This window comes from Nostoc sp. CALU 546 (assembly GCF_048836525.1).
This window is the reverse complement of the sequence record NZ_JAWJTF010000060.1, coordinates 13,852-31,683: the sequence shown is the minus strand read 5'-3', so window position 1 is coordinate 31,683 and position 17,832 is coordinate 13,852. Positions and strand designations below refer to the sequence as shown.

At 40.8% G+C, this 17,832-nt stretch carries 26 protein-coding genes and 1 pseudogene; 21 read left to right on the top strand and 6 right to left on the bottom strand.

Annotation, left to right across the window (positions count from 1 at the left end; genetic code table 11):
* Positions 1 to 273: 273 nt before the first annotated feature.
* Positions 274 to 441, top strand: coding sequence for a hypothetical protein (locus tag RRG12_RS25710; RefSeq protein WP_420761118.1), 168 nt, complete (start codon positions 274 to 276; stop codon positions 439 to 441).
* A gap of 9 nt (positions 442 to 450) precedes the next feature.
* On the opposite strand, the gene RRG12_RS25705 is transcribed toward RRG12_RS25710, so the two are convergent.
* Positions 451 to 573: a hypothetical protein gene (locus tag RRG12_RS25705; protein ID WP_420761117.1), complete on the bottom strand. Its 123-nt coding sequence runs from the start codon at positions 571 to 573 to the stop codon at positions 451 to 453.
* Positions 574 to 577: 4 nt separating this feature from the next.
* On the opposite strand from RRG12_RS25705, the gene RRG12_RS25700 reads away from it, so the two are divergent.
* The gene (locus RRG12_RS25700; protein ID WP_420761116.1) at positions 578 to 1,144 is read left to right on the top strand and encodes a hypothetical protein; all 567 of its coding nucleotides are present in this window, start codon (positions 578 to 580) and stop codon (positions 1,142 to 1,144) included.
* Between the two features lie 42 nt (positions 1,145 to 1,186).
* Here RRG12_RS25700 and RRG12_RS25695 read toward each other — a convergent pair.
* A protein-coding gene (locus RRG12_RS25695; RefSeq protein WP_420761115.1) for an IS630 family transposase occupies positions 1,187 to 2,319 on the bottom strand; the annotation gives its coding sequence in 2 pieces (ribosomal slippage) (positions 1,187 to 1,893 and positions 1,893 to 2,319; 1,134 coding nt in all).
* A gap of 336 nt (positions 2,320 to 2,655) precedes the next feature.
* Here RRG12_RS25695 and RRG12_RS25690 point away from each other — a divergent pair.
* The 11 genes and pseudogenes from RRG12_RS25690 to RRG12_RS25640 all read left to right on the top strand — a co-directional run bounded on the left by RRG12_RS25690 (position 2,656) and on the right by RRG12_RS25640 (position 9,671).
* The gene (locus RRG12_RS25690) at positions 2,656 to 3,075 is read left to right on the top strand and encodes a hypothetical protein (RefSeq protein ID WP_420759703.1); all 420 of its coding nucleotides are present in this window, start codon (positions 2,656 to 2,658) and stop codon (positions 3,073 to 3,075) included.
* A gap of 67 nt (positions 3,076 to 3,142) precedes the next feature.
* A complete protein-coding gene (locus RRG12_RS25685) occupies positions 3,143 to 3,355 on the top strand; it encodes a hypothetical protein (RefSeq protein ID WP_420761114.1) in 213 nt (70 codons plus the stop codon).
* A complete protein-coding gene (locus RRG12_RS25680) occupies positions 3,355 to 3,609 on the top strand; it encodes a hypothetical protein (RefSeq protein ID WP_420761113.1) in 255 nt (84 codons plus the stop codon). The genes RRG12_RS25685 and RRG12_RS25680 overlap by 1 nt, the downstream gene beginning before the upstream one ends.
* Positions 3,610 to 3,770: 161 nt before the next feature.
* The gene (locus RRG12_RS25675; protein WP_420761112.1) at positions 3,771 to 4,310 is read left to right on the top strand and encodes a hypothetical protein; all 540 of its coding nucleotides are present in this window, start codon (positions 3,771 to 3,773) and stop codon (positions 4,308 to 4,310) included.
* Positions 4,311 to 4,601: 291 nt separating this feature from the next.
* Positions 4,602 to 5,847, top strand: a pseudogene (locus RRG12_RS25670) (ISNCY family transposase).
* A gap of 311 nt (positions 5,848 to 6,158) precedes the next feature.
* Positions 6,159 to 6,422 carry a hypothetical protein gene (locus tag RRG12_RS25665; protein WP_420761111.1) on the top strand — a complete coding sequence of 88 codons (264 nt, stop codon included), beginning with the start codon at positions 6,159 to 6,161 and terminating at the stop codon, positions 6,420 to 6,422.
* Between the two features lie 66 nt (positions 6,423 to 6,488).
* Positions 6,489 to 6,752, top strand: a complete 264-nt coding sequence (locus RRG12_RS25660; RefSeq protein WP_420761110.1) for a hypothetical protein — start codon at positions 6,489 to 6,491, stop codon at positions 6,750 to 6,752.
* A complete protein-coding gene (locus RRG12_RS25655) occupies positions 6,749 to 7,087 on the top strand; it encodes a hypothetical protein (RefSeq protein WP_420761109.1) in 339 nt (112 codons plus the stop codon). The genes RRG12_RS25660 and RRG12_RS25655 overlap by 4 nt, the downstream gene beginning before the upstream one ends.
* 59 nt (positions 7,088 to 7,146) lie before the next feature.
* Positions 7,147 to 8,664 carry an RNA-guided endonuclease InsQ/TnpB family protein gene (locus tag RRG12_RS25650; RefSeq protein ID WP_420761108.1) on the top strand — a complete coding sequence of 506 codons (1,518 nt, stop codon included), beginning with the start codon at positions 7,147 to 7,149 and terminating at the stop codon, positions 8,662 to 8,664.
* Between the two features lie 265 nt (positions 8,665 to 8,929).
* A complete protein-coding gene (locus tag RRG12_RS25645) occupies positions 8,930 to 9,169 on the top strand; it encodes a hypothetical protein (protein ID WP_420761107.1) in 240 nt (79 codons plus the stop codon).
* Positions 9,153 to 9,671 carry a hypothetical protein gene (locus tag RRG12_RS25640; RefSeq protein ID WP_420761106.1) on the top strand — a complete coding sequence of 173 codons (519 nt, stop codon included), beginning with the start codon at positions 9,153 to 9,155 and terminating at the stop codon, positions 9,669 to 9,671. The genes RRG12_RS25645 and RRG12_RS25640 overlap by 17 nt, the downstream gene beginning before the upstream one ends.
* 3 nt (positions 9,672 to 9,674) lie before the next feature.
* Here RRG12_RS25640 and RRG12_RS25635 read toward each other — a convergent pair whose 3' ends face one another.
* Genes RRG12_RS25635 through RRG12_RS25620 form a run of 4 tightly spaced genes read right to left on the bottom strand, consistent with a single transcriptional unit; the run spans position 9,675 to position 11,419 of the window.
* The gene (locus RRG12_RS25635) at positions 9,675 to 10,049 is read right to left on the bottom strand and encodes a hypothetical protein (protein ID WP_420761105.1); all 375 of its coding nucleotides are present in this window, start codon (positions 10,047 to 10,049) and stop codon (positions 9,675 to 9,677) included.
* A gap of 18 nt (positions 10,050 to 10,067) precedes the next feature.
* The gene (locus tag RRG12_RS25630; protein ID WP_179076900.1) at positions 10,068 to 10,541 is read right to left on the bottom strand and encodes a hypothetical protein; all 474 of its coding nucleotides are present in this window, start codon (positions 10,539 to 10,541) and stop codon (positions 10,068 to 10,070) included.
* 14 nt (positions 10,542 to 10,555) lie between these two features.
* A complete protein-coding gene (locus RRG12_RS25625) occupies positions 10,556 to 11,110 on the bottom strand; it encodes a GNAT family N-acetyltransferase (RefSeq protein WP_420761136.1) in 555 nt (184 codons plus the stop codon).
* A gap of 39 nt (positions 11,111 to 11,149) precedes the next feature.
* Positions 11,150 to 11,419 (bottom strand): hypothetical protein, encoded by a 270-nt coding sequence (locus RRG12_RS25620; protein ID WP_190937082.1) that lies wholly within the window; start codon positions 11,417 to 11,419, stop codon positions 11,150 to 11,152.
* A 44-nt stretch (positions 11,420 to 11,463) separates the two neighbouring features.
* Here RRG12_RS25620 and RRG12_RS25615 point away from each other — a divergent pair, with 44 nt between their 5' ends.
* The 8 genes from RRG12_RS25615 (at position 11,464) to RRG12_RS25580 (ending at position 17,711) form a co-directional block, all read left to right on the top strand.
* Positions 11,464 to 11,757: a hypothetical protein gene (locus RRG12_RS25615; RefSeq protein WP_190937083.1), complete on the top strand. Its 294-nt coding sequence runs from the start codon at positions 11,464 to 11,466 to the stop codon at positions 11,755 to 11,757.
* Positions 11,758 to 11,923: 166 nt separating this feature from the next.
* On the top strand, positions 11,924 to 12,226 hold the full coding sequence (locus tag RRG12_RS25610) for a hypothetical protein (protein ID WP_163934648.1): 303 nt from the start codon (positions 11,924 to 11,926) through the stop codon (positions 12,224 to 12,226).
* Positions 12,227 to 12,229: 3 nt separating this feature from the next.
* Positions 12,230 to 12,805 (top strand): hypothetical protein, encoded by a 576-nt coding sequence (locus RRG12_RS25605; RefSeq protein WP_420761104.1) that lies wholly within the window; start codon positions 12,230 to 12,232, stop codon positions 12,803 to 12,805.
* A gap of 14 nt (positions 12,806 to 12,819) precedes the next feature.
* A complete protein-coding gene (locus tag RRG12_RS25600) occupies positions 12,820 to 13,092 on the top strand; it encodes a hypothetical protein (protein WP_420761103.1) in 273 nt (90 codons plus the stop codon).
* A gap of 503 nt (positions 13,093 to 13,595) precedes the next feature.
* Entirely contained in the window at positions 13,596 to 14,006 is a 411-nt protein-coding gene (locus RRG12_RS25595; RefSeq protein ID WP_420761102.1) for a hypothetical protein, read from the top strand.
* Positions 14,006 to 14,722: a hypothetical protein gene (locus RRG12_RS25590; protein WP_420761101.1), complete on the top strand. Its 717-nt coding sequence runs from the start codon at positions 14,006 to 14,008 to the stop codon at positions 14,720 to 14,722. Before RRG12_RS25595 ends, RRG12_RS25590 begins: the two co-directional genes overlap by 1 nt.
* A gap of 66 nt (positions 14,723 to 14,788) precedes the next feature.
* Positions 14,789 to 16,705 carry a hypothetical protein gene (locus RRG12_RS25585; protein ID WP_420761100.1) on the top strand — a complete coding sequence of 639 codons (1,917 nt, stop codon included), beginning with the start codon at positions 14,789 to 14,791 and terminating at the stop codon, positions 16,703 to 16,705.
* Between the two features lie 346 nt (positions 16,706 to 17,051).
* On the top strand, positions 17,052 to 17,711 hold the full coding sequence (locus RRG12_RS25580; protein WP_420761099.1) for a hypothetical protein: 660 nt from the start codon (positions 17,052 to 17,054) through the stop codon (positions 17,709 to 17,711).
* The last annotated feature ends 121 nt before the right edge of the window (positions 17,712 to 17,832 follow it).

Sequence of the window (17,832 nt, the reverse complement as noted above, 5' to 3'; positions counted from 1 at the left end):
ATTGGTATTAGAGTTGCTTATGTGCAACCAATAGTAGTATTACAAATCTCTATCTAAAAGTAACTACTACCCTATTGACTACTACTAATAGGTGTACTAATATTTTATGTATAAGGGTAAGAAAAACGAACCGTCTACACCCGAATGCAATCAAGGGTTCGCAAGCCAAATTACCAAACATTCACTCATTCAACTAACCACAAAACCAAGTGCCACCGGGACTAGCAGCCGGAAGCCAAACTTGTAATGCTCAAGCCAGCGAGGATGATCTCGATGACCTACCAAGTCTTAAAAAACTGGTTATTTAGTGCCATTCGTCTAGAAATCAAAGATTTTACAGCAAAGCTGAATTTAGTAGAGTGTCCTCTTCCGAACACAGCACTTCCTTACACATCCCATGATGCTGCTGTCTGCTGTCTTGAGAATGCTCTTAGCAACTAGCTTTGATGGCTACGCCAAATCTATTTGAGAGCGTTGTGCTAAACCACAACGTTGTTTGCACACATAACAAAAGCGATCGCTCGGTCTGGACAACTTCTGCGATCGCTTTTTATCCAACTGAATGGAGATCAATATTATGACCTACATAACACATACACAGCAAGCAATTCCTAGTTCTTCTGTTGATGAGCAAGCCCTAGCCCAAGCAGAACTATACAGCCACCTCGAATCCCAAGCCGAAGCTGTAGCCCCCACACAAGACCCTCTCACCAGCAGAGATCGCCGCATTATTGGTGAGATTATCGAAGTCCAACCCGAATCAGTTCGCACGATCTGGATTGAAGGCGGAATCACAGTCTGGGTGCAGTTAGTCTGTGGCGGACGACTTCCCTTCGATAGAGACTGGTTCGCAAAAAGAGTTGCAGAGGTCAAAGCGACTCTGCCGGAAACAGCACTGGAACGCAATGAACGTTTAAGCGATGAACTAGAAAAAGCCTGCACTGTTTTTGGTTTATACCACGGGGAAATTGATTGGCTCTCGTTTAGCACCAAACTCTATCAAAACGGGCACTTTGTCGGCTTCGTCGGGTGCAATCAACAAGCTTGGTACGCCAGACCCAGACAGTACGGAGTCAATCGTGTGGCTGCTAGTGCTGAACAAGTGATTGGGCTGCTGCGAGTCCGAGCGGCAGTAGCGGCGTAAGTTGCTGAAGCGAGAAAGGCGATTGCTCCTCCTAGTGGTCTGTCAATTTTCTATTTGTGGATAAAGACGCTTGAGACGGATACGGGCATCCGCTGTTGTGAACTGCCAATCTACAGACTTTTGTGAATGATTGCGTTGAATATACCAAGCCGTTGTTTCTTGTTCTAAAGTTTCAAGATCAGGAATCCGACGATCTAGGCATTGTCGGGTCATTGCGGACAATTCGTTTTCAGCAATATTGAGCCAACTCCCATGTTTGGGAGTATGGTGAATTTCCAAACGTTCGACCAGAGAACGGGCTGTAGACGGCTCAAAAGCTTGATAAAGTGAGGCAAGTTTATGAGTATTTAGCTGGTCACATATTAAAATAACTTTGTCGCTATCAGGATAGTCGTTGTCGAGTAAGTGCTTAATTTCTGTTGCCCAGTCAACCGCTGTTCTCCGTTCACTGATGACTGTTTTGCGCCACCCAGACAACGGTTCTGTAAACATAAAGATATTGGCTGTTCCATTGCGTTCGTATTCATAATCCACCGACTCTGGCTGTCCAGGTTTGGCTGGCAGAGGAATACGGGTTTCTTTGATCAATTGTATAGGTTGCTCATCCATGCAAATCACCGGACGCTTGGGGTCATAGGGCAGGTGATAAATCTCCAGAACATCTTCCATGTGAGATACAAACTCGGCATTTTGTTCTGGTGGAATCACATACATCTGCCGCAAATGAGGTTTGAGTGCATTTTTTTTAGCACTTGACGCACGGTTTCGTGACTAATTGCTGGCACAATTTCTAACTCGACCGCCTTGTCTGCCAGTAACCTCAATGTCCAACGTGCCTGACCAGCAGGCGGTTCCCCACAACGCAAAGCGATTAGTTTTGCTTCCACCTCTCCATCAATGATCGGTTGACGAGGCGGCATTTTACTGGGCTTACGGTTTAATGCTGAATCTATACCTTCTTTTACCAATCGCTCCCTTAGATTTGCGACTGTGTTCCGGTGGCTACTATTGGCGGCAGCAGCTTCGGAGTCCGTCCATCCCTGTCCATTGACATCAATATTTAACAAAATATTGGCGTGCTTAATTTTGTAAGCCGCTGCTTTGCCTATGGATACCAAATCTTGTAGGGTCTGCCGTTCCTCTTGACTTAACCGGACAATATAGGTCTTGAGCATAATCAGTTATTAGGATATCTGGTGAGGTTTACAGTTAATAGCCTCTCTATTTTCCCTCTAACTCACAATTTTTAGCTTGACAGACCACTAGAGTTATGCAATCGCCTTCAAGCTAAATCGTTAATGAAGTGAATCATGGCACAAAGTGTAGCAAGTAACCTCTCACTTAAAGTAGGTAAGTGTCAAGAAAATATTCTCCTACCTGCTACAGATGCGAATGCAGATGTATAAGAAATCTCTAGTACTGCAAGTGAGAAAGGCGATTGCTGCCCCAAACAACTGCAATCGCCACTCAAAGGAAATTTAGATAATCGAAATCATCATGGCACACAGACAATGATTAGCACATTTTCTCTTCAACAGACTCAGTTTGAAGAATCTCTTGACAAAATACTCCTACCTCCAACCAACCCCAACGCAGAGGTCATGGAAATCCTTGGATACAAACTAGTTTACGTTGGCGGAGCTTGCCCCAGAAATTATCGAGTGTACACAGATGATTCCATGATTGGGGTGATATTTCAGCATATTACCCACTGGTCTAACGGAGTCGATTCTCTTCGATACGCCGAGCCAGTTGATGCAGCAGTTGGGTTAGATGACTTCATGAATGTGGCAAGGGTATCAAAAGCGACTACAGAAAAATTGCCCACAGAAGAAGAGTTGCTAGATAAAGAATTCGATGCGCTAACGAGTGACGAGTGGGAGCGGTTAAAGAGATATATTCCAGCAGCGAAACATTTGGTTGCTGCGTAAGGAAAGGGGTGGGCGTTGCTGCCCACTTCCTCAATAAGACTGTTTTACTTACATCATAAATATAGCAATGGAACCGATAGAAATACTGAAGCAGTTCAACTCGTGCTACCTGAAGATTCAGGCGATCGCTCAAGATGAAAACTGGCTCTTGTTAATTGCAGACAAGAAGATTGACCCAGAAGTAGCAACTCACGTGGGTGATACATTGCATTACTTGGGTGAGGCGATGGGTTGTGTAGAAGAAGTTGTTGAAATCAAGTTTAATCAGGAATCAAAATAATGAAACTCTATGTAACCAGTATTCCTCAAGCTTTGCCAAGTTGGGCAACTCTTGTATCAAATAAAGCAGGTTTAATTGAGGTTGAGATCAATGATGAAGACCCTGGTTTTCATTCAACCATTGAGGAACTATCTACTGAAATTGAAGCGGGAATTGTTGGTGTAAAAGCTGGGTATTTATGTCAAATACTCAGCATTGAGATGGTTGATACTAGCGAAGAAAATCATTTAGAGAACGAGATTAAATTGCTCTAACCGCAGGAATTGAAAACACTTCTAGAAGCAGAGATTAAAAAGCGACTATATCAAATCGAAGTGTTGAAATACGAGTTAAAAACAATTCCTGGCATTGTCATAAATAGCTAAGTCGAACACTATCCAGTATCAATGCAATTTTTAGCAACAACAACGCAATTATGGAAACAATCATTATCAACAACAGTGTCTTTCTCATTCCACCCAGCCAACCGAAACTACAAGCGAATTGCGCTAAAGAGTACGGGCAATTTCTTCTCGATTGTCCTCCAAAACTTACAATCCTAGAAGCACAAGCAGGAGGATATCTCAAAGGTAATAAGGCTGATTTTGCGATCGCAATCTCTCGTCCTGACCGCTTACTCACAATCAACGAAAACTTTACCAACGAGCCATTTACCGAACTTTGGGTGATTCCTGTTGCTGGCGGACTCAAAGACCAGTTCAAGGGCCCAGCTTCGATGCTGCTTTGTTTCTTAATGCATCGCCGGAGTAAAGACAGTTTCGCCGGACTGTACAATCACTTCGCCCATCGCGCTTTCCAGCAGTGGTGCGAGGAAGGGATGCCAGGAGATCCAAAAGAGTTCTGTTATCAGGCGATCGCTAGCGTACTGAAAAACTACATTTTCTGCGCGGAGTTTCAGAAAGTGGAAGGGACGCTGGGAACGTACTGGTTTACAGCAATTCTCATTTTGAAATAAATAGGGTATTAATCACCATTTTGAAATTGAAAACGTAGCATAAAATAATTAGTTTTTCAGGGAAAAGCGACACCGAACAGCTCGCCGCAGACATCACTAAAAAAATTGGCTTCATTAATTAAGTATAAATACTCATGTATTATGGAAATTGCCTGAAACCGAAGGGTAAATCCAGGAAAACAGTTCTGTTTTTAGAATATAGAACTCAATTAAAATAACAATTTATAATAGTTGTCGAGCTTTGGTAAAATTAGTGAATTGAAAAATATTAATTAATCAAACTACTCTAAGATGATTCCAAAGGCGGCAACTCTAGAGATTCCTGAATTAATGCAATTTTTACGGTCATCATTACATGACCTACCCGATGAGAGAAAGCGCGGAAATAATACCAGATATCAGGTAGAAGATGCAGTGATGGCTGCCTTTTCAGTCTTTTTTACTCAATCACCCTCGTTTTTAGATCATCAACGTTTGATGAAAAGCAATAAGGGGAAAGATAATGCTGAAAGTTTATTTTCAATTGAGACAATTCCGGGTGATAGTCAAATAAGAAATTTGTTAGACCCAGTTCCATCTGCTACGATATTTAAGTCTTTTCAAAAAGTCTATGAATGGTTAAATAGAAATGGAGTTTTGAAAAAGTTTCTCTACTTGGATGGAGAAATTTTAATAGCTTTAGATGGTACAGAATATTTTTCATCTAAAAAAATTAATTGTCCTCATTGTAATTGCCGTAATCATCGAAACGGAACTACAACTTATTTTCATGGCTGTGTCACACCTATTGTGGTTTCTCCTAATCAAAAACAAGTGATTAATTTAGAACCAGAATTTATTAAAAAGCAAGATGGACATCAAAAAGAAGATTGTGAAAATGCGGCTGTTAAAAGATGGTTGAATAAGAATCATCAAAATAAATATGGTTATCCTGTAACCCTTTTAGGGGATGACTTGTATTCTCGCCAACCTATTTGTACCTTGGTGCTACAACAAGGTTATAATTTTATTTTTGTTTGTCTGGAAACGTCACATAAAACTTTATATGAATGGCTAGAATTTTTAGAAAGAAGTGGAGAAGTTACAACTGTTGAAAAGAAACAATGGGATGGCCGAAAAAATTTAATTTATCGTTATCGTTATGCTTCTAGAGTTCCTTTACGAAATGGAGACTCAAGTCTCGAAGCTAATTGGTGCGAAGTGACTGTTATTAATGAGAAAACACAGAAAATTATCTACAGAAATAATTGGATAACTAATCATAAGATCACCGAAAACAATGTTGAAGAGATTGTCAAAGCTGGACGCAGTAGATGGAAAGTTGAGAATGAAGGTAATAATGTTCTAAAAAATCACGGTTATAATTTAGAGCATAACTTTGGTCATGGTCAAAATCATCTGTGCGAGTTCTTATTGTCTTTAAATTTACTAGCTTTTTTATTTCATACTGTTTTAGATTTAGTCAATTCTACCTATCAAAAAATTCGTGAATTATTAGTAACTCGGACTAATTTATTTAATGATATTCGTACCTTAATAAAATTTATCTGGTTTAAAAGTTGGTCGGAGCTTTTCTTATTTATTCTTACCGAATATGTCCCGATCACAAAAGCAAATTCTAGTTAAAAATGTCAAATTTTTGACAGGAGGTAAAGATTATTAATTGAGAGAATTTACAAAGTAGGTCTGAGTTTCAGCTATATTTATAAGTTGAAATCTATTTTTCATGGGCAGATTTTTTAAATTATTTCTCTTCAGCCAATTATCATGATTATTTTTCAAATAAATCATAATTAGACAGAAGTTTTTTAGGTAAATAAGAGGATTTTATATTCTTTTGTTTTCAAAATGAGAATTGCTGACTGGTTTATTCAGTGGTCGTATCGCAACCCACAGTCTGATTTTGAAAAGGATGCCCTCGTTGCAGCCGAAATGATTCGCTCTGGTGCTGAATCTGGGACAACACTCCACTGGGTAACGAATGATACTTATGAGCGCTGGGCTAGCAATGCTGTCACTGCACCAGCATTACCTCCGGTTTCGGAGACTGAGGCACGGACATCTCTGAAAGGGCAAAATCAGACAGCAATGCCGCAAGGTAACAAGTGGTAATTAAACACGAAAAAGGCGATTCATCTTTGAGTCGCCACTACATAAATTAGCGGTTCAAATAAGTCAATGAAAATCGGTACTGTCTCAGTTAGTTATTCCAGAAAATTTAACTTGGGCAATTATGAATCAATCGAATTGGGCTGTTCTTTATGGGCACAAGTGGAAGATGAAGAAGATGCGGACGGTGTAGTTCAATTTCTCTATCATCAGGCGAAAGTAGCAGTCAAAGAGGCTGTGATGCCTGTAATTAAAGTCAACGAATTTCAAATCAGTAAAGTCAAATCTCAAAAAAAGGTGACAACCGATTTCGGTGACATGGAGGATTTATGAAAAAATTAACAGGCTTTATTCCCATAGCAACATTACCACCATCTACTGCGGCTTCTGCTAAACAACAACTCCTGGAAACAATTGAATGGCTCGACAAGGAGGGTGCTGCTACTGAAACCAACCTCAAACTCTTGACTGCAATTGTTGAGTCTATTCTTTGCTCGGAAGAATCATACACCAGATTTTTACAGTGTGGGTTTGATGCAGCCATTGAGTTTTTCGATACCAATTATCAGAACTGGGAATTTGAAGAGTCAACGTCATCACCTCATAATCCCAGGAATTGGGATGAATACAAGCAGCTACAACAAACACGGGCTTTGTCACAGTCATAGTTTCAAAAACATGAAAAAGTCAAATTCTACATTTCTACGCCAAAAAGGAGTTAACAAAGGTGCTAGTCCGATGGAACTTTAAGTTAAAGCCCTGTCAGCTTCAACAAGCAAAAATGTCGCAGTGGTTAATCACTCTCAGGAAGCATAGAAACTATGCACTTAGAGAACGAGAGATTGGATACAATACTAATAATCAGAATGCTGATCAACCAGTTAATTATGCTTTTGGTAGTTACTGCGATCTGAAAACCAGAGTTGAATATGGTGGATATTGTCCACTAACTTGTCCCGTGCTGAAACATGGTGTTATTCCAACTGATCTAAATATTGCCCTGAAAACATCGTCATCTATTATCAAGTGGGATAGTGCTTCTAATATCCAGATAAAAGTAACAACAAGGTTAAGACGTAAACTCAAACATTTTAGTGAGATTAGTACTGTTGTCTTGCAGGGTAACATCCTAAAGTTAGATACTGCATTTACAAATTTTTGGCGGCATGGTAAAGGATTCCCACGTTATTTCCGAACTTTAAATAGTTTCAATTACTCACCAGGACACGTTAAAATTAAGACAATTAAAGATAATTATGCCACTGTCTATCTTCCAGGGATTGGCAATGTCAAAATGCACAATAGTCGAGATTTAACCAGTATTCAATCCGTAAGGACTTGTACTGTTAAAAGAACAGGTGGTTACTGGTTCTTATCGATGTTAGTTCAACTACCTCAAGAACTACCAAAAGAAAAGCCAATATCTCAAATCAAATCAGTAGTCGGGATTGATGTTGGTGTGAATAAGCTTGTAGCTTTGTCAGATGGTAGTTTTGTTGAAAATATTAGAGTTACAACTAACATCAAAACATCTAGACGTTTAACTATGCGTCAACGTGCCTTAAGCCGCAAGCTTCAGGGTTCTCAAAACAAAAACAAGGCATACGCTAGAATTGCCAGAACACAACATAAACTAGCACAACATCGAGACGGCTACAATTGGCAAGCAGCCAGTAAGATTGTCAAAACTGCTGATGCTGTTGGGCGTGAAGACCTGAACATCAAGAACATGGTTAAGCGTGCCAAACCAAAACGTGATGGCAAAGGTGGATATAAGAGAAATGGTGCTAGTCGCAAGAGTGGTTTAAACAAGGCTATCCTTGATTGTGCTTGGGGTGATTTATTCGCCAAAATTGCTTGGTTAGCTGCTAAATCTGGTAAACCAGTTATCCTAGTTAATCCCAAGCATAGCAGTCAGGAATGTCCACAGTGCAGACATACTGACAAGAGTAATCGCAGTGGAGAAAAATTTCTCTGTACTAACTGCGGATACACACAACACGCTGACACAAAAGCTTCTCGAACAATTGCAAAACGTGTGGGATTAGTCTTCCCCAAAAACATCAAAAAGACTCTACCGGGGGACTCTCGGAAAGTTATGCCTGTGAAGATATCGCTGCCGATGGGTGGAGAGTCCAGGAACCATGCCTATGAGTCATTGAATATTCAGTTAAGTTTATTTGATTTAACCCAGTATACAGTGGCTGACAATCGGATATCTAAGAGATACGGCAAAAACTCTTAGAGAATCTGTGTGTCTTTAGACCACAGAGCGTCAACGACCGCACCATAGAAACAATTGCAATTATCTCTCTGCTCTTGACTGGGTTTTCGGGAGTTGGAGCAATGGGGTGCTGGGGAATGGAGATTGCTACAAGTTCTCAACATTGGCAGCATCAGAAAAAGACTTGCTTGGGGATGATGTTAGTTAGTTTTTCAGGCTTCTTGGGCAGTGCTTTGATTGGAGCGAGTTTCAGTATTCATGAGGACAAGTTTTAGGAGGAACAACAATGGAAATCAGATTAACCACAGCAGAGATTCGGACTATTTTACAAGGATGTCAATATACGTTGCGGCTTGTGGGGAGTAGTCGAGATTATCGTAAAATTCAATCGTCAGAACACTTTTCTACCTCAAATGATGTTGTGCTAAACGATGCGTTCAATATTTTAGGAGAAGTAGTAGACGCAATTGATGAGGTAGAGCAATTTTCTCAACAAGGAGAATCCAGTCATGGAGCAGGAAATTAAAAATGCAATTGGTTTGGGCAATCCTGAACTCGTAATAGAGTCATTTCCAAAACTTGAACCAGAACTAAAACCAACAGTAACGATTTACGACTTCGGAGCTTTGTTATCTAAGCACGAACCACCAAAAAACAACGATAACAGATGTTCATCCCCACGGCTGCTTGGCGATCAATGCGCTGATTGTGAAAACCATCAAGAAAATCATGTTTTACATAGGAGCCACAACATGACATTCACTCTGGATAATCGCTCTAAAAACAAAGAATCTTCTTTAACAAAAGCATTGCGACAGATACAGGAGTTAAACTCTAAGATTCAGGAATTAGAACAGTGCCATCAAGATTACGTGCAGAAGCAACAAAATCTGATTGCAGCCATCGCTGAAATCTGTGTTTCTCCGATCCAAGAAGTACAAGCGCTTCGTATTCTGATTTATCGGGGAGAAGCAGCCTGTCGGCAGTACTTGCGTTCAGTGTTGGTTAAACAACGTCAGACTTCATAGAGATCAAGCACTCATTGATTCCGGTTCAGTACCAGATATTTCCAAAACTCGCTGTAACCAATATGAAATTTGAGCAGATGCAGATTGCTTTTGTTCAGCATCAGTCCAGATATCGTCCCAATGGAATAGCCAACGAGTCAGAAGACGAACTAAATCAACTAATTCACAGGCTCGGTCAATATCATCTGCCTTTACCATATCTGGTACAGTCCACTCAATAAAGTATCGGCTTTCATCAACCAAAGCCAGTATTAAATCCTCTGATGAGCCTTGAGTCCACAAAGATTGAATTTGTGACAAGTGTATAGCTAGACGACGTAAACGTGTAGTCACATCATCTTGTACAAAACTTTCTTGTTCACAAACAAAATCATTCATTTTTTTTGAAAATATAAATTATGCTGAGATTTTTTCACCAACAGCTTGATGTATAATTTCTTTCTTTAACGAATCTGCTGCAACTGCTGCAATAGTTTCCCAATCTTCTTGTTTTAATAACAATCCAAGAAGTTCGCGCAGTATTTCTCGATTAGAAATGAATTCTTCACCATAAAGCTGATCATTTTCCAGAGTAGCAAGTATGTATTCTCTTACCTCTGGTGTCGGCAGTCTAAAATTTTCAAGTATTCTTTCTCTTGCAGTTTTTACAGCAATTTTCGTAGCTGTACCTAAATTCCAATTATTCAGCAGCAACCGCACTTCTCTATTTAGAGAAATACGCAACGTCGTGAAACGTCCCAACAGTTCTAGATTGCCCATTAAAGAACCAAATGCTGACCCCCAATCTAATCCAGCCCCAATGTTGCCACCAACTTTATCCTCAGCTTCAACACTTTTTCTTAAAGATTCTTCATCAAATAATTGACTCATTTAGCTTTACTACCTCATACAGGAGAACGAAAAACTCCATACTCAAAATAAACTAGATCGTCGTAATCTTCATCTTCTCCCACATCAATCATTCCTTGGTTGTCATAAAATTCTTCTACTCCAGGTAGTGAGTGTAACCCTACTCTTCCCTCATAACCTAGCTCTAAACTGCGAGTTCTGGCAAACGCTAAGAATGCAGTTCCAACACCTTTTAATTTCGGAGGACGTTGAATATATGCCCGATTCCAAGGCGCGGTAGCTATACCATCAATGTATACCAAGCGTTTACCCTCTAATAGGCGAGAACCGTGCATTTGGGTTTCAATCAGCATTAAGCCTTGAGTTTCACCTTCGTACTCAATTGCATAGCCTTCGCGGTTTGGTTGTCTGCTAATGACAAACTCAAGTTTAAACTCCCAGTCCCAAAACTTGTCTGATTGCCCATGCAATTTTAATTGTTCTTTCCAGTTGTTAGCGTAATCATCGACGTGCTTTTGCGCTAGCTCCACTAAATCTGCTTCCACAATCGTGTTATCTTGACCGCGAATTAGTTCTACTTTTGTTCGCATAGCACCAAAATTACCCATGAACCAATTTTATCAATCCGATCAATCAGCATCATGCTCTGTTTCTTGCAACCAACTTAAAATAGTCAGCGCTAACTCCCAGGATTCGCGCCGCTCCCAATTAGGTAAGTGATTCAGTACTTGTACAAGGAATATTGCTGGGTTTTCCAATTCTCCGCCACGAGCCGCAACACCATCCCTAACGAGCGCCCCCAAAGTGGCAGCTTGATTCCCTTTATAGTCAGGCTGTCTCTTAATTTCATCAACAATCCAGTCCGGTACTGTGATTGTTTTAAATCCTGATTTCGGCATACATAACAGAGAAATAATATAAAGATAGTACGGCAGTTTGCGTTATGTTTGCAAATTCTTGTGCGGTATGGTACGTTAAAGAATGGAATACTCCCACAATAGCTTCACAAATAGTAGGAGCAATCGTAATGAAAAATATTGGTATTAAGCCAATACATCCTAAAGAATTTAAAAAAGTCCATAATTTCTCGACTTACCAAATGAGTCGTTTGTCAGGTTACTCAGTCGAGGCGCTAAAAAACTGGTTAGCTGATGAAAATAGCTCCAGATTTGTCGAACCAAAGCCGTATGTACTTAATCATTTTGGAGCGATTCATAATTACTTATTAAGAAGTTAGTGTTTCCCAAACACTAAGCCATTAGAAAAACCCTCCCCACCAGTCGGTGGTTTTTTTATTATTAGTATTATCAGTACCGGAATTCAATCGGAACTCAACCGGAATTCAATCGGAACTCAATCGGAACTCAGTCGGAATTCAGTCGGAACTCTAGGAGCCGAAACCATTGCTAATTCAGGGAAGCTGTGTAGTTGAACAATTGTTAACACGAGAGGAGGCAGCCAAACAATTGGAGCCATCAGTTGGAATTAGACAGTTCCAAAAGTATTTAGACTTAGCTTCTTTGTACCTGCCAGAATTTGAGGATTTTCGGGACGAAGATAACGGAGGGCTAAACGGACGAGCAAAGTTGACAAACTGGCATTTACCTGTGCTTCAAAGAATTAGAAGTTACGTTTTAGCCAAAGGTTCTTTGAAGAAGGTGGCAATTGAATTAAAAAATCACCCCGAAAAGTTTTTAGGAGCCTAAATCATGATTGTTAAAGAATTCGCACAAGCTCTCAACAAAGTACCAGGAAAAGTAGTTGATGAGCTACGCCGTCAATATCCAGAGCAAAAATGGACGGTCGATTCACTAGTTCCAGAGGAGATTTTAGCTAGATTCCAAGATATTACCAATAGTGAGAGATTACAGCCTCAACAATCATCTGTAGCAGATATACCCGAAGCCACAATCACCAAAGCTGATGAGGCAATTCAACAAGCCTCATACAAGTTGACTGCGGCTGATAAAGAGACTATTTCTGGTGCTATAGCTGTTCAAAATGAGCAATCTAAGATTTTGGGTGCATCAACTGGTGTCACTGGAGCTTTATTGTTCATGGAATCCTTGATTGGAGCCAAAGGGACGGTGTTGGATGCCTTTGCTGAACAATCCATGTTGGAAGTTGATAATCAGATTACCGAGATAGATCAGAGTTTGATTAATTTGGCAGAAGAAGCCTCAACAAGGCTGGGGAAGTCTATTCAAAAAAAAGAACAACTCAAGGCGCGACTCAATTTGTTGCGGGAGAGAGTTTCTTCGATGGGGACACAGATCCGATTTTAGAAGCTTATAAAACAGTGGCGGCATTGTTACAGATCCAAAATGAAACTGTTGCCACTGTTGCTGAAATCCGATTACTTCAAGAGCTATTAACTCATCAAAGGAAAAATCAAGTTATGGATATTTTGAGTACGGGATTGTTTGCTACTTCAGTTGTTGGCGCTTTAGGTGGCAGTGCATATCTCGTTGGTAGCGTTGTAGCTACTGGATTAATCGGCAGTGGGGTGTTCATTCCCTTGGGATTACTTATTGGTGCAGGATTGACATTCCTGGGACGGGCATCAAAGTAAGAGTGATGGCCGGGAGTGTTTCATAAACTGTTTCACAGAACTGTTTCATGAAACAGTTTCAACGGTTTCATCAGTGTTTCAGGTCGTGAAACAGCATGAAACAGCATTCCCCCAGCGTGAAACGTGAAACGTGAAACATGAAACACCAGCTAATTCCTTGCTCGAAAGCCTTTATGGGCGGGATTGTTTCACGAAGCTGTTTCACAGCACTGTTTCATGAAACGTTTCAACCGTTTCATCAGTGTTTCAGGGCGTGAAACAGCATGAAACAGCATTCCCCCAGCGTGAAACGTGAAACATGAAACACGAAACACTAGCTAATTCCTTGCTCGAAAGGCGTTATGAAGGGTAGTGTTTCATCCAGCTGTTTCACAGCACTGTTTCACGAAACTGTTTCAACGGTTTCATCAATGTTTCAGGGTCATGAAACATGAAACGCCTCATTTTATGTGTGAAACATGGGAAAAATTTGTAGTAAGAACGCGCTATAGCACAGCAGTCTCATGTATAAGAAACAACTGTACTTAGCTTTGGCTGGTGTTGGCATCTGCATGTTGCCTGTAATCATCCCTTTAGTACCCAAGTTGGGGGCTTATGCAGAGCTTCAACGGCTAAAAGCCTCAGAAGAATTAGAACGTTCCCGCATAGAAGAACGGGCAAAAACCAGTGATGCTCTATATGAGGCGGGAGTGATGCCCACAAGTCGCAAGCTGAGAATTACCAATTACTTTGATAGCGCTAAACGCAATCCCAGACCAGACACAACCCTATATCTTGATGATGAGATTGTTGATGTTTTTGATGCAACAGGTAGGTGTATTGGGCGGATTGAAGAAGGAATTTGGAAGTGGAAATACAAAGCCAAAGGGATTTGTAAAAGCGTTCAAAATATCAAACCAGTGAGGAAAAAGTAATGGCTAATAGTTCATCAAGTGCAGAAACTAATAGTACTGGCAACAGCGATAGTAAGCCTAAAGGTAAGAAGCGATCGCTTGGTGAAATCATTGATTTTTGTGCCAAGGCTGTTGTGATGATTGTTGGCTTACCCATTCGGGCTGCGGCTGCTATCGTTAATCAGTTTGTTGCTAACGGTGGTGCAGGTCGTGCGTTAGTTGGCGGGATTTTATTTATCGGCGGTTCCATGATTAGTGCTGATTCAACTTGGCAATTAATCTTTCAAGCCCCGCCTGTTTGCCCGTGGTTTGAGCCGACTTGGAATTGGCTAAATGTGCCGTTTGCACTTTTCAACCCGTTTTTTTACCTGGCATTCATAATTTCTATCGGTGTGCAAGTAATTGAAGCTCATGCCTTACGCGGTAAAAACCCAGATTCAGCGAGGCGGGAGCTTCAAGACCACATGGTTTATGAGCTTGAAACCAAGCCTAGTGGCAAGATTGACTTAGTAGGCCAACTCTGGGCGGACTACAAAACCGCAGGTATACGCGATCGCTCTAGCGCAGGGCTGGTTGTGATTGCGGTTTGGGTGTTCGATATTGTCACCACCTTTGCGGCTCGTAACCCATTTGAATTTACAGCACCATTCATGATTTTGGGCTGCATATTTTTTAACATAGGCACAATGATGGCAGGTGAAATTGGGTTCGCTATTTGGCGGTTGACAAAGGATTAGAACGGAAACCGCCCAAAAAACCAATAACTATAAAAAGGGCGGCAACGTTTACCAAGGGAGGCATTTATGCAAAGTAACGATATCCCAAAAATTACAACTAAGGAAACTGAACATTTACGCGAATCATATCCTAGCTTGTCTCACTTGGAAGCCGGAAATATTGCCCAATGGCTGCAAGAGAGAAAAGATGGATTATTTGAAATGGCACGGGCATCTGAGAATGAAGCAGACATGACCCGTGTACTTGGTTTGTTGGCTTCTGGGATCGGAGCGGTTTGTTATGCGGTGAACCCTTTGGCATTAGTTGGTGGTTTAATTGGTGGTGCTGCATGGCTATGGTTTGTTGTCGAACACTCGAACCGCACTAAAGAAATTGCCCCCTTGCCTTTTGTACGTGGTAATTTTGTAGACGCTCTAGCTCTTTTGGGAGATTATGATGCGAGGAGTAATTATCAAGCAGATCATCTTGCCAATACTGTTAAATTCTTAGAGCGACAATCAGCAGAAGAGTACACCTTTCTTCTAGCTGAGTTTGAAAATATTGTCCAATATTTAACGCAAGTTGAACCAGGAAAACGTTTTTATGCTTATCGCTGGATGTTTGGCTGGTTTAGCAAGCTCAAGGGTCGTCAGCTACCCACTTATGAAAGCATGGCTCTCCATTTACAGGATGTGACGATTGACAGCCGGGTGAATCGGTCGGAGGTCAGTGCCATTGCACAGGCAAACATCCAGTTACCACCGACTGTAGATATCAAGCAGTTTCAATCGCCACAGATAGATATTGGGAAGATGAACCAAGCTGCGGAGCTTTCTAGACCGACAGAGTTACAGTCATCTTCCTCTGATGGGCTTGTACCAGACACTATAATTAATCTCCCTCTAGTTAATAGGGCAAACGCACTCATCGCTGCTTTAACAAAAAATGGTTTTCAAGTAGAAGATATGATGAGTTCTCAAGTCATTGCGATCGCTGGTACTCAGCGAGGTGGCAAGGGAACCTTAGCAGCAATCTTAGCAACATTATCAACTGCACTTGACCCCGGATTGAATACCCAATACTTTACAGCCGGGGTGGACGTTTACCCCTTTGCCTGCAACTTGACCTCTGCTCTTAAATACCCAGATATTGATGCTGATGGGGCTGATCAACTCGTCGCTCGTGATTTATTGAAATTTCTCAAGGGTTTAGATGGAAGCGAACCTTACTCCCATAAAAATTTACTGCTAGTAATTGATGAGGCAATGCGGTTGCTGTCATTGTTGGAGGAGAGCGATCGCACCTGGGCGATTCAATATTTACTTTCTCGCTTCGCTAAGTCGGGTGGTACATTAATTATCGTCTTGCATGGCTCTAACCTGACAAGCGTAGTCGGTAAAGCTACGGCTGGGCTGGCAAATACCTTTAAGCAATCGGTTAACTTTATTGGCTGTGTAGCTCAAGCGGTTAGCGCTGGTGGTCTACGCAAAATGAATGTCGCTAGTGGAGAATATTTCAAAGCCAACCCTAATAACTTTGGAGAACCTGTTATTGGTGGCAACTTGGGCATGATTCCCGAATGGCTAAAGACCCATTTGCACCCAGGCAATGGGCAACCAGATCCAGCTAGAACATTACTTCAGTTCTTCCCGGAATTAGTTCAACAGCATGAAAGGGCAGTCATACCCAGAGGGGAGAAAATTGCTCCATCAGATGCAGTTAATCATCTGGAGTCCATTTTTTCAAAGCCTTATCAAGAACTGGAATTTCTGGAAGTAGAAGAAAATAGTATTTCTGAGGCTGATTTGGAACAGATTGTGGCGATCGTTGCAGCTACTGCTAGCCCTCCAACTTCTTTTGCTGCTATCAGAAACAGCCGCAAGTGGGGCGAAGAGAAAAAGAGTGTCCTTTACTTGAGAAATGCCCTATCACAATTGATTGACACTAACCGATTGTGCGGAAATGAAAAAGATGGTTTCAGCGTTTTTAACATTAACCACTAATATTCGTCACAGTTCCGGTCGAGTTCCGGTCAAGTTCCGGTATTCTTACATCTCCAGTTACGAATGTTTTAAATCTCTTAACTGTCCTTGAATCTTAAACGACGATCACGGGGTTGAGAATTTTAGGCACAATAGTCTGAAAAAGTTTTCCCTGTGTAGTTTTCACCATTTTTGAGGGTTTCGCCTGATTTGAGCCGAAACATGGTTGCATTACCAGGGTCAATATTTACTTTTCGCCTACCTAAGAGAGTAATAAATATCGAAACTTTACCGAATTGAAATTGAAACTTTAAATAAAAAAATATTGATGTTTTATATGATTACTCATAGAAGATAAGGTGTGTTTATGAGTTTTTATCAGTGGGCATCAATTTTTGGTTATACGACAGCAGCTTTTGTATCAATTGCGCCTCTACAGGCAGAAGCTGCAAAATATCAAATACAGTCTGGAGCCACTAGCGTTTATCATGATCTGAGTTTTCTTAGCAATATCGGTCTAAATTTGACAGGCAGCAATAATACAGTTACGCCAATTAACAGTGATTTTATAGTTGGCTTTGGTATATCCCCAACTACCAATTTTACATTCAGCGACGTGGGCGGGTTTTCTCAGCTTTCAGGTACAATCCAACACACTGGTACTGTTACATTCAATAAAGAAATTACTATTGGAAACTTTTCTGTTGGCTATGATCCGACACGTGCTATCAACAATGCCAGTGGGCTTTTTTTAAAAGACACAGTTTCTCTGAATAAAATTTTGTTTGATTTGAGCGCTCCAGGCAATATGGAATTTGATGGCAAAAATTTAACTATCGCTGACGTTAAATTACTGTTTACTTCCGATTTTGCTAGTATACTTGGCGACTCTAGCTTGCTAGGTCAGGTAGGTGGAACTGCACGAATTGATGCAAAAGTCGTTGAAGTACCTGAATCTACAAGCGCGATCGCATTTTTAGTAGCGGCTGTGCCTCTGTTGAGAAGTAAGTTGAGAAAGCAGATGTAATTACTAATTCTAGAAAAGTACGAGAGACAAGTAAATTGTCTCTCGTAAATATTGGTTGCTTTAGTATTAAATTGAATACTTTTTAAAATAAATAGAAAAAAGTCAGAATACGGAATTCAGA